Consider the following 13440-nt stretch of genomic DNA (forward strand, 5'->3'; position numbering starts at 1 on the left):
CGTGAAGAACTTCAATAAGCAAATCACTTTATCGCTGAAAAATCCGTTTATTTTACATCATGACGTTTACGGACAAAAAGTCCTTCCGGGATTGGCTTATATTGATATGTTTTATCAGATTTTTAAAGAGCGCGGCTATTCATACGACGGGCTTCAGCTGCGCCATTTATCCATATATCAGCCGCTTATCGCGAAAGAAGACAGCGCCGTCAAGCTTACGGTTGAATGTACAAAGGTAAAAGAAGGGCGCTGGAAACTTACCGCAAAAGGGGCTGAGGTCAGCGGCGGACGAGTCCAGCCGGAAGAACGTATTTACGTCAAAGCGGAAATGCACGAGACGGCACCCGCAGTTTTCAGTGACACGCTTGATCTTGACTCTGTCAAACGCGAGGCGGAACGCACCATCGATTTAAATGAGCTGTATGCCCAATGCAGAAGCCAGGAATTGGTTCACAGCGGATATATGAAAGCGGAAGGAGAAGTGTTTGAGGAGCGGGACGGCGTCACCTTTGATGTATCGCTCGGAAAAGACGCGATGGGACAGGCCGAAGGGTTTTTGTTCCATCCGACTCTTCTTGACGGAAGCGGCGTCGGCGCAAACCTATTGATCTCCTCGCTGTTAAATGGGGAAAAGAGGCTGTTTCTGCCTCTTTTCTACGAATCTTTTACAGCTTCCGAACCTTTGCAGGCCGGCTGCATCACGAGAATCAAACGTTCGTCGCTTCGGCAGGAAAAAGAGCTCATTTACATTACACTGGAGTTTTTTAACACATCCGGCCGAAAAGTAGCCGAGCTGAAAGATTTCACAAGCAAGCTCGTGCGGGATGCCGAGCTGATCAATACAGACCGAAAGACTGCTGAGAAGCCTCCTGAAAAAGTCGGTTTACCGGAAGTTGCGGCATCGCTTGAAGGCGGACACCCGCATGAGGAAGCAGAACGGTATGTCATGAATCTGATGGCTGAAAAAATCGGCAAGCCGCTTGAACAGATTGATTCTCAAGTCGGCTACTATGAAATGGGGCTGACATCGTCCGGACTGCTTGACGTCGTCGAAACGATCAGTGAAAAAATCGGCGAAACCCTTTCTCCGACTTTGCTGTTTGAATATACGACGGCATCAGAGCTGGCGGCTTTCCTGACAGAGCAGTACGGAAGCCATTTCAGCGCGTCTCCTGCAAAAATAGAGAAGCAGGTTGAGAAGCAAACAGAAAGAAGACGGAAAAGCAGTGTTCCGCAAGATGAAGATATCGCGATTATCGGCATGGCCGGCCGCTATCCGCAGGCCGAAAATATTCATGAATTCTGGGAAAACCTGAAAGAAGGAAAAAACTGTGTCACCGAAATTCCGGAGTCTCGCTGGGACTGGCGCCGGTTTGAAAATGTAAAGTCGCCTTCCGGAAAGAGCATTTCAAAATGGGGCGGATTTATTGATGATCCGGATTGCTTTGATCCCCAATTTTTCCGGATTACGCCGCGGGAAGCTGAAACAATGGACCCTCAGGAACGGCTGTTTTTACAAACATGCTGGGAAACGATTGAGGATGCCGGATATACGCCGAAGTCGCTCGCAGAGGCGCGCGGACGGAATAAGAGGCAGCGCGTCGGTGTCTTCGCAGGGGTGATGCATAAGGATTATACGTTGGTCGGGGCTGAAGCTTCTTCTGAAGATCATGTATTCCCGCTTTCTCTTAATTATGCGCAAATCGCAAACAGAGTTTCATATTTTTGCAATTTTCACGGGCCGAGCATGGCGGTCGATACGGTCTGTTCATCCTCGCTGACTGCGGTTCACCTTGCTGCGGAAAGCATTCGGCGCGGGGAATGTGAATCGGCGGTTGCCGGAGGGGTCAACTTGTCGCTGCATCCGAATAAATATCTGACATACGGTTTATGGGACATGTTTTCAACAGACGGGGTTTGTCATACATTCGGGAAAGACGGAGACGGCTATGTACCGGCTGAAGGAATCGGTGCCGTTTTATTAAAACCGCTGCGAGAGGCGGTAAAAGACGGAGACCGGATTTATGCGGTGATAAAGGGCAGTGCCGTCAACCACGTGGGGACAGTGAGCGGAATTTCCGTGCCGAGTCCTGTCGCGCAGGCCGATTTGATTGAAGAATGCCTGGACAAAGCGGGCATCGATCCGCGCACGGTCAGTTATATTGAGGCGCACGGGACGGGAACTTCTCTCGGCGATCCGATTGAGGTTCAAGGCCTTGTCAAGGCGTTCCGCCAGTACACACAGGACAAACAGTTCTGTTCGATCGGATCAGTGAAGTCCAATATCGGCCATGCGGAATCGGCGGCGGGCATCAGCGGCTTAAGCAAGGTTGCCCTGCAGCTTCACCATAAAACTTTGGTGCCGTCTCTTCATTCCGAGGAGCTGAATCCGTATTTAGATTTTGAACAATCACCGTTTTACGTCCAGCATCATACCGAAGCATGGCAGCAGCCATCAGTGACGGAAAACGGAAACGAGACCGTATATCCCCGGCGTGCGGGCATCAGTTCTTTCGGGGCGACAGGTTCAAACGTGCATCTCATTCTGGAGGAATTTATCCCTGAAGAATCACGGAGAACAGCGTATGAACCGGCAGAAGAACAGACTTTCATTTTCCCGGTTTCCGCCCGGAATGAAGAACGGCTAAAAGAGTATGTTGCGAAGCTGTCTTCATTTATTTATCCCGGCCTGCCGCTTGAGGATGCGGCGTATACACTTCAGATCGGCCGTGAACAGATGGAGGAGCGGGTTGCGTTCACCGCTCAGAATATGACACAGCTCAAAGAGCGGCTGGAAGGCTTTCTGGCGGGTAAAACGGTCAGAGGATGCTGGCGGAACCGAGCCGATAAAAGCAATCAGGCAGAGCTTGCTCCGGACTTGATACATAAATGGCTTTCTTCCGGGAGTCTGGAGATGATTGCCGAAAAGTGGACCGGCGGAGGAACGATGGATTGGAATCTCTTGTACGGTGAAAACAAACCGAATCGGATCAGCCTGCCGACATATCCGTTTGAAAAAATCCGGTATTGGGTGCCGAAGGCGGAGAAAAGAGAATCGCTGCCGCAAAAAAGGGCAGGCATGCTGCATCCGCTCCTTCATGAAAATGTATCAAACATGTCAGGTGTTCGTTTCCGGTCCTCTTTTAGCGGCGGAGAATTTTTCCTGAAAGATCACGTCGTCAAAAACGAGCGGACGTTACCGGGCGCGGCTTATCTGGAAATGGTCCGGGCGGCCGTTGAACACGCGGCAGAAACGAAGGAAGAAGGAACAGTCCGTCTGAAAAACGTCGTATGGATACGTCCGTTTACAGCGGCGGATGAATCCGCAGAACTGTATCTCCGTCTTTATGATGAAGAAAATGGGGAGATGGGCTTCACGGTTTACAGTGAATCGGCTTCCTCGGAACAAGAGCCCGTTCTCTATGCGCAAGGAAGCGCGGCGTTTGTCCGAGGGGGCGAACCGGCCAAAATCGAGATTGACAAATTAAGAGAGTCTCGCCGTCTGATCACACCTGACGCTTGCTATCAGGCATACAAACAGATGGGGATTGAATACGGGGATGCTCACAAAGCGGTCACGGAAATCTATGCAAAAGACAGCAAAGTGCTCGCGAAGCTCTCACTCCCGTCATCTATTTCTCATACAAAAGATCAGTTTGTCCTCCATCCGAGCCTTTTGGATGCGGCTTTCCACGCGACAATCGGGTTAATGCTTGACAGAGACGGGAATGACATAAGGCCGATGCTGCCGTTTGCTCTCGAACAGATTGATGTGTTGAAAAGCTGTAAAAGCGATATGTGGGTTTCCATTGCGTACAGCGGCGAAAGCAAGCCAGAAGATGCCGTGCAGAAGCTGGATATTGATGTATGTGACGAACAAGGCAATGTATGTGTGAAAATGACTGGTTATTCCGCACGGGAAATTGAAACGGATAAAACAGATACACTATTTTTTGAACACGTATGGGAAGAGAATGCCGCTGTACATGAAAAAGCGCCGACTCATTTCAAAGCCCGTCACGTGATGATATCAGACCGGTTTACGGATCAAATGAACAGCATACAGACAGACTTCAGCTGTCACGTGCTCCGTGATCAGCATAAGAGTGAAGACGAACGGTTTGAAGCTTGTGCGCTTCAGGCGTTCGAAGAAGTGAAGAAAATTCTCGCTTCAAATTCCGGCGGGCGCGAGCTCATTCAGATTGTCGTGCCTCAAGAAGCGGATACGCAGCTCCTTTGCGGCTTAACGGGGCTTTTGAAAACAGCGGCGCTTGAAAACCCGAACCTGACCGGCCAGCTGATTGAATTGGAGCCGGACGTCAAGGCAGACACGCTGTCCCGATATGTAAAAGAATGCAGCGCTCATCCTGATGACAAACATATTCGCTATGAAAACGGCAAGCGCTATACGGCACAATGGCAGGAAACAGGGCTTGAACAGTTCGGCGCCGAAAAGCCGTGGAAGGATAAAGGTGTTTATCTGATCACAGGCGGTGCGGGCGGACTCGGATTTTTATTCGCCAAAGAAATCGCCCGGCATGCAAAAGACGCCGTGCTTATTTTAACGGGGCGTTCTCTGTTGGATAACCGTAAAAAAGACCAGCTGCAAGAACTGTCCGATCTCGGCGCGCAAGCCGTGTACAAACAAACGGACATGACGGAAAAACAAGAAGTTCAATCGCTCACAGCGGACATCTGCCGGCAGTACGGCGGATTAAACGGTATCATACACAGCGCGGGAATGATAAAAGACAATTATATTCTGAAAAAGCACAAAGATGAAATCCGTGATGTACTGGCGCCGAAAGTCTCCGGACTGGTTCATCTTGATGAAGCGGCAAAGGACATTGAGCTTGATTTTCTGATTCTTTTCTCTTCCGGAGCCGGAAGCGCCGGAAGCGCGGGACAGGCTGATTATGCGATGGCCAATGCGTTTATGAACGCCTTCAGTGAAAAAAGAAACCGTAAAAAAGCCCGAAATGAACGCTATGGACACACCCTTTCAATCTGCTGGCCGCTTTGGAAAGACGGCGGCATGACGGTTGACGCTGAAACGGAAGCGATGCTGACAAAAGAAAGCGGCATGGTCCCTATGAAAACAGAAAACGGCATCCATGCTTTGTACCGCGGGTGGGCGGCAAACACATCCCAAATCATGGTGACGGAAGGCTACGCCGCAAAAATCCGGGCGTTTCTGAAAAAATCAGCGGATGATCAGCCGGATAAGGGCAGCGAAACGGAAGAACCGGCAGGTCTTACGGCAGGCGGAGAGAACATGCTTGCAGAAAAAACGGAGCATTTCTTGAAACATGTGCTTTCGGAAGTAACCAAACTTCCTGTCGGCAAAATTGACGCCAAGGCGCCTATGGAAGATTACGGAATTGATTCGATTATGATTATGCATTTGACGGGCCGGCTGGAAAAGAGCTTCGGTTCATTGTCAAAAACATTGTTTTTCGAATATCAGAATATCGAATCGCTGGCGCAGTATTTTATGAAAGCACACCGGGACACGCTGCTGGAAGTGACCGGGCTGAAAACAGAAGAAACCCCTGCAGCCAAACCGGTGCTGTCTGAAAAAGCCGAAATAAAGCCCGTTTCCATACGGAATGAAGGCAAAAAAGGCTTTGCGCAAGTCCGCACAGACACGCGGAAAAATCCAGTGACGGAGCGTGAAGATATCGCGATTATCGGTATATCAGGACGATATCCGCAGGCCGAAAATCTTCAGGAATTTTGGAAGAACTTGAGTGAAGGCACTGACTGCATAACTGAAATTCCAAACGATCGCTGGGATCACAGTCTTTATTACGACGCTGATAAAGATAAAGAAGGCAAGACGTACGGAAAATGGGGAGGATTTTTGAAAGACGTGGACAAATTTGATCCGCAATTCTTCTCTATTTCGCCCCGGGATGCAAAATTGATGGACCCGCAGGAGCGGTTATTCCTGCAATGTGTCTACGAAACGATGGAAGATGCCGGTTACACGCGCAAAAAGCTCACGGAAAAATCGGGTGATTTGCTTGGCGCCAATGTCGGTGTTTACGTAGGCGTCATGTATGAGGAATATCAGCTTTACGGAGCCGAAGAACAGGCGCGCGGAAAATCGCTTGCGCTGACCGGAAATCCGTCATCTATTGCGAACAGGGCTTCCTATGTATTCGGTTTTAACGGTCCGAGCATGGCGCTGGATACGATGTGCTCTTCTTCTTTAACAGCCATTCATCTGGCATGCCAAAGCTTGCGGAACGGCGAATGCGAGACAGCATTTGCCGGGGGCGTCAATGTATCCGTTCATCCGAATAAATATTTGATGCTCGGCCAGAACAGATTTTTATCAAGCAAAGGCAGATGTGAAAGTTTCGGTGAAGGCGGGGACGGTTATGTGCCCGGTGAAGGAGTGGGAGCGGTACTCCTTAAGCCGCTTTCTAAAGCGAAAGCGGACGGTGATCATATTTACGGCCTGATCAAAGGAACGGCCGTAAACCATGATGGAAAAACAAACGGGTATTCCGTACCGAATCCGAACGCCCAAGCCGCGGTGATCAAACAGGCGTTAAAAGACGCGGGAACCGATCCGAGGGCGGTCAGCTACATCGAAGCCCACGGCACCGGGACTTCACTCGGTGATCCGATTGAAATCACGGGTCTGACAAAAGCCTTTTCAGAACAAACACAAGATAAACAGTTTTGTGCCATCGGCTCAGCAAAATCCAATATCGGGCACTGTGAAAGCGCGGCGGGCATCGCGGGTCTGACGAAGGTGCTCCTGCAAATGAAACATAAGAAACTCGCACCGTCACTGCATTCCCGGACGCTTAACCCGAATATTGATTTTCTCGCTACGCCGTTTAAAGTGCAGCAGACGCTTGAAGAGTGGAAAAGACCGGTCATAAATGAAAACGGAATAAATAAAGAACTGCCGAGAACCGCGGGGCTTTCCTCATTCGGAGCCGGGGGCGTCAACGCTCATATCGTCATCGAAGAATATACCGCTGATGAGGATAAGGAGACGGCTTTTGCCGCACCTCATCCGTCGATGATCGTCCTTTCCGCGAAAAATGAACAAAGGCTTCAAAAACGGGCGGAACGTCTTCTTGATGCGCTGCGGAGCGGGCGTTACCGGGAAGCGGATCTGAGCCGGATCGCATATACGCTTCAAATCGGACGTGAACCGATGGAAGAGCGTCTCGGAATGATTGTCAGCAATTTGCGCGAGCTTGAAGAAAAGCTTGACGAATTTACGGGCGGCAAGGAGTCAATTGACCGGCTCTACCGCGGACAAGTCAAACAGAATAAAGACACGATGGCGCTGTTTGCGGCTGATGAGGACATGGAAAAAACCATTGAGGCATGGCTTGAAAAAGGCAAAGCCGCAAAGGTATTAGAGCTTTGGGTGAAGGGCCTTCCGCTGAATTGGGATAAACTGTATCAAATGGGCAGACCGCAAAAAATCAGTCTCCCGGCCTACCCGTTTGCAAAAGACCGTTATTGGATCGACACATCAGCTGATGCAGCTGTCAAAAGACCGGCCGAAACACAGTCTGCGCCGATCGCACCGGCGGCCGTCCCGGAACCGGTCATTGAAGTACCAACTCTTCACGAGGAGACTGCCAAAGAAAAACCGTCAAACATTTCATTGCAGCCTTTGAGCGGCGCGAAACCGAAAAGAACCGTACAGTCTGCTTCCCGTCCGGCGGTATCCGCTGAAAAAGTAAGTGCCGAATTAACGGAAAGGTTGGCGGACGTGTTATATATGGATGCCGACGATATCGACGCAGATGACACATTTATTGATATCGGCATGGATTCAATCACAGGTCTTGAATGGATAAAGGCCGTTAATAAAGCGTACGGCACGTCCCTTACGGTGACGAAAGTATATGATTATCCGACAATCCGCCAGTTTGCGGCCTTCTTGCAAAAAGAGCTCGGGACAGAACCGATCCTTGAGGAAGCAGCCGAACCGCAGAAAACAGAGGCCGTAAAAAAACCGTCAAACATACTGCTGCAGCCTTTAAACGCTCATAAGCAGCATGTGATACAAGCAGAAGCGGATATTCTGGAGGCGATGTCTGAAACGGCAGCTTCCGCCGAACCGGAAGAACCGATTGAAGCGGTGCATGACGAGTTATCAAAAGCACTGGCTGATGTATTGTACATGGAGCGGCATGAAGTGGATATTGATGAGGCCTTTATTGACCTCGGTATGGATTCGATTACCGCTCTTGAATGGATAAAGGCCGTCAATAAACGGTACGGCACGGACTGTAACGTAACGAAAGTGTATGATTATCCGACAATCCGTCAATTTGCCGATTTTCTGCGTACGCAGCCGTCCGTCCGCGGCAGAAAAAAACAGGCGGTTCCCGTACGTCCAAAGCCGCTTACGCAGCAAGCCGCCCCGCAGGAGAAAACACCTGCCGAGCCGGAGAGATTAACGGTTCAAAAGGAACCTGAACCGGTGCAGGCCAAACGGGAGCCTAAAGACGAGATAGCGGACGCGATAGCCATCGTCGGCATGTCGGGCAAGTACCCGGATGCGCCGGACCTAAAGACATATTGGGACAACTTAGCCCGTGCGAAAAACGCCATTCGCGACATCCCGCTTTCCCGCTGGGATGTAAACAAATACTATGATCCGGCCTTAAACAAGAAGGGCAAAGTATACTGCAGATCAATCGGTATGCTTGACGGCATTGAAGAGTTTGATCCGCTGTTCTTTAATATTTCTCCGTCTGAAGCGGAACTTATGGACCCGCAGCACCGGATATTTTTACAGGAAGGTTTTAAAGCCTTTGAAGATGCGGGTTACAGCTCAAAAGAATTAAACGGAAAAAATTGCGGCGTTTATTTGGGGATTATGAACAATGAATACGGAATGATGTTAAACAAACATCAGACAGGAGGAAGCGCGACGGGCAACAGTTTCAGCATCGCGGCGGCCCGCCTTCCTTATTATCTCAATTTGAAAGGGCCGGCCATTCCGATCGATACGGCATGCTCTTCATCTCTCGTCGGGACTCATTTGGCGCGTCAGGCGCTGTTGAATCATGAAATTGACATGGCCCTTGTCGGCGGCGTCACCTTGTATTTAACGCCTGAATCATACATCAGCATGTGTGAAGCCGGAATGCTGTCTCCTGACGGCCAATGTAAAGCATTTGATAACAGTGCGAACGGATTTGTGCCTGGCGAAGGCGCGGGGGCGCTCGTTTTGAAGAGGCTGAAAGATGCGGAAGCCGATCAAGACCATATTTACGGAGTCATTATCGGATCTGGAATTAACCAAGACGGAAAAACCAACGGCATTACCGCACCAAGCGCGAAAAGCCAAATGGATTTAGAGCGTCAAGTGTATGAAGCGCACAACATCCACCCTGAGAGCATCACCTATGCGGAAATGCACGGCACCGGCACAAAGCAGGGGGATCCGATTGAATTAGAAGCCTTATCTTCTGTATTCAAGGAAAAAACGGACCGCAAACAATTTTGCGCCATCGGTTCGGTTAAATCGAATATCGGGCATACGTCGGCGGCGGCAGGTGTAGCAAGCGTACAGAAGGTTCTGCTGTCGATGAAGCACCAGCAGCTTGTGCCGACCCTTCATTTCAGCACGCCGAATGAACATTTTGATTTCGATGACTCGCCTTTATTTGTCAATACCGAACTTAAACCTTGGGAAACAGGCGGAGCACCGCGGCGGGCCTGCGTCAGCTCATTCGGCTACAGCGGCACAAACGCTCATCTCGTTATCGAAGAGTATCAGCCGAAAGACCGGGGAAGCCGCAAGTCTGATGAGACAAACATTTTTGTGCTGTCGGCGAAAAAAGCGCCGCAGGTAAAAACCTATGCTGAGTCTGTGATCGAATTTGCAAAAGCCAATCAGAATATCAATCTTTCGGATATGGCATACACGCTTCAGACCGGGCGTGATGCGATGGATTACCGTCTTGCGGTTACAGCCGGTTCGAGAGAAGAACTGATCAGCCGTTTAACCGATTTTGTAAACGGAAATACGGGTGAAGGGATATATGAAGCCCACATCAAAACGGCAAAAAAAGAAATCAAAGCATTTGAAACGGACGATGATCTGAAGCAGCTTGTCAGGTCGTGGTTCGATAAGAAAAAATACGCCAAAATAGCGGAATTGTGGGCCAAAGGGCTTCAGACGGACTGGGACAGACTCTATCAAGGCGAAAAACCCCGCAGAATCAGTCTGCCGGCTTACCCATTTGCGAAGGAGCCGTACTGGCTGCCTGAGCCGAAAGCCGTATCGCAGGAAACAGAAGACCGGCGCAAGGCTGTGCTTTTAGAAAAGCAATGGGTTCCGTGTGAGATCGATTCGGCCGGTGAGAAAAGCGGCAGGACGGTCATGATTCTGGCTGATGCAAGAACAGCGGAACTTGCCGAAGAGACTGCGAAGCATTTCGCTGACTCGTTCATTCTCCCGGCCGCTGACGCTGACACTGCAGCTAGCGATTGGAATCACATAGATGGCGTAATCGATCTGACGGGATGCGGAGACGAAGACCCTTCACTGGAAGGGATCAGCCGGCTCCAGACTCTGATTGATACAAGCCGCCGGCAAGCGCGGCCGCTGACGCTGCTATATGTAACAAAAGGCTTGGAGCCATTTCAGCAGAAAACGATTCATCTTGCAGGAGCGGCAAAAAGCGGCCTGTACAGAATGCTTCAAAATGAGTATCAAAACGTGACGTCCAGACACATGGATGCCGATACAGATACGGATCAGCAGACGCTTGCCAAACAGATTGCAGATGAATTTTCGGCGGACAGCACAGAACCGGAAGTCTGCCGCCGAAACGGAAAGAGATACCGTGCTTTGTTCAGCGAGATTCCAAGCGGGAAGCGAGCAGAACATAAGCCAGCACCGTTTCCTGAAGACCATGTGCTTTTCATTACCGGAGGGACGAGGGGACTGGGTCTCTTGTGCGCCCGCCATTTCACAGAAAAACACGGCGTGAAAAAAGTAGTGCTGACAGGCAGGGAGCCGATTCCTCCCCGTCATAAACGGTCAGCCGTTAATACGAGGCTGAGAGAGAAGATACGGGCGATTGAAGAGCTTGAAGCAAAAGGAGTGCAAGTGGCGGTGATCAGTCTGAAATTGTCTGATCATGATACGGCGGCAGCGGAAATTGAAACGATCCGGCGCACGATGGGACCGATCGGCGGCGTCATTCACTGTGCGGGATCGGTTAATTCAGTAAATCCGGCGTTTATCAGAAAGACTGCCGACGACATACAAGAAGTGCTTGAACCGAAAGTCGCCGGGCTTCAAACATTAAGCAGCCTTTTCACAAATGATCCTTTGCAATTTTTTGTCTTATTTTCTTCAGTATCTGCAGTCGTTCCGGCGCTCGCGGCGGGACAGTCGGATTATGCGATGGCAAATGCGTACATGGATTATTTCGCGGCGGCTCATCAGCATCAATATCCGTTAGTCAGCATTCAATGGCCGAACTGGAAGGAAACCGGATTGGGTGAAGTCCGCACAGAAAACCTGAAGCAGACCGGGCTGCTGGGACTGTCCAACGCGGAAGGACTTGACTTGCTGGACCGCATTTTATCTGAAAACATCCGCCCGTCCGTTCTGCCGGCTATCGTTGATCGGAGCGAATGGCATCCCGACAGGCTGCTCTGTCAAGAGAAAAAACAAAAAGAGTCTGAAGCCGTAATAAACGGCAAAGCCGCGGACAAACAATCAGACAGAGAACTGCTTCTTGATACGAAGGCGTGGCTTGTGAAATTGTTTTCCGATGAGCTGAAAATCGCTCCGGATGAACTGGAAACAGACGAACCGTTTCAGGATTACGGGGTTGATTCGATCATTTTAGCGCAGCTTTTACAGCAAATGAATCAAGCGCTCAAAGAGGACTTAGATCCGTCTGTTTTATATGAACATCCGACGATTGACGCGTTTGCCGAATGGCTTGTATCCAATGGGCAGCCGCTGCTTGCAGAAAGGGAGGAACCTGATACGGAAATGTTGGTTCCGGCTGCCGTACAAACGGTTCACACTGAGCAAAAGCGTGCTGCCGTAACTGAAGACATTGCCGTCGTCGGAATGAGCTGCCGTTTTCCGGGAGCGGAATCGTTAGAACAATATTGGGACTTGCTGAGAAGCGGCAGGTCCGCAATCGGCTCCGTCCCGGCGGAACGTTTCGGATATGCAAATCAATATGTTGCGGGATTGATTGACAATATGGATCACTTTGATTACGAATTCTTTTTCATTCCGGAAAACGACGTGAAAGCGATGGACCCTCAGGCGTTGGCGGTGCTGGAAGAGAGCTTGAAACTTTGGTGCCATGCCGGCTATACCCGTGAAGAAATCAAGGGCATAGAAGCCGGTGTGTATATCGGAGGCCGCAGCCAGCATCAGCCTGATCCTGAAAGTCTTGCGAATACCCGCAACCCGATTGTTGCGGGCGGGCAGAATTATTTAGCGGCAAACGTTTCGCAATTTTTTGATCTGCGCGGGCCGAGTATCTTGCTTGATACGGCTTGTTCATCAGCTTTGACAGGAATGAACATGGCCGTTCAGGCACTGAGAAGCGGCGATATCAAAGCGGCGGTAGTTGGCGGCGTCAGCCTGCTGAACACGGATGCGGCGCACCGGATGTTCCAAGAGCGCGGGCTGTTAAACGAGAAACGGGCATTTCACGTATTTGACAAGCGTTCAGGCGGAGTGGTCCTCGGTGAAGGCGTCGGCATGGTGCTGTTAAAAACAGTAAGCCAGGCGCAAAAAGACGGCGATACGATACACGCGGTCATTAAGGCTGCCGCCATGAACAATGACGGCAGAACGGCAGGCCCGTCAGCCCCGAATATGCAGGCGCAAAAAGACGTTATGCAAAGCGCGCTTCTCAAAAGCGGCAAAAAGCCGGAAGACATCACTTATATCGAAGCAAACGGATCGGGTTCCGCGGTGACTGATTTGCTTGAGCTGAAGGCGATTCAATCCGTATACCGCTCAGGTCAGCATGTTCCGCTCGGCATCGGGTCAATCAAGCCGAACATCGGGCATCCGCTTTGCGCAGAAGGCATTGCAAGCTTCATTAAAGTCGTATTAATGCTGAAGCATAAACAAACGGTTCCGTTTCTCTCAGGAGACGAACCGATGCCGCATTTTGATATAACAAAGACAGATTTTCACTTTCATAAAACAGCCGGCGAATGGGATGCAGCCAGACCGTCAGCAGCCATCAACTGCTTTGCCGACGGCGGAACGAACGCCCACGTCATTCTGGAAGCTTGGGAAGAAAAAGATACCCGATTGAAAAGAAAGCCGCTGCCGGTACCGTCATTAAGACGTAAGGCTCTGGTAAAAGAACCTGTCGTACGAGCGGAGAAACAAGAGCTTCCTGCGAAAAAAATGTTTTGGAAAGCATTTAAATAAGAGAGGAGTGGGAA

At 50.3% G+C, this 13440-nt stretch carries 1 protein-coding gene; it reads left to right on the forward strand.

Translation table 11 applies throughout. The features are described from left to right. Nucleotide 1 precedes the first annotated feature (1 nt). Nucleotides 2–13426: a type I polyketide synthase gene (locus tag HAP68_RS08345; RefSeq protein WP_024085321.1), complete on the forward strand. Its 13425-nt coding sequence runs from the start codon at nucleotides 2–4 to the stop codon at nucleotides 13424–13426. The last annotated feature ends 14 nt before the right edge of the window (nucleotides 13427–13440 follow it).

It is taken from the genome of Bacillus sp. Bvel1, from assembly GCF_014872755.1.
In the GTDB taxonomy this organism is placed as follows: Bacteria; Bacillota; Bacilli; order Bacillales; family Bacillaceae; genus Bacillus; species Bacillus velezensis.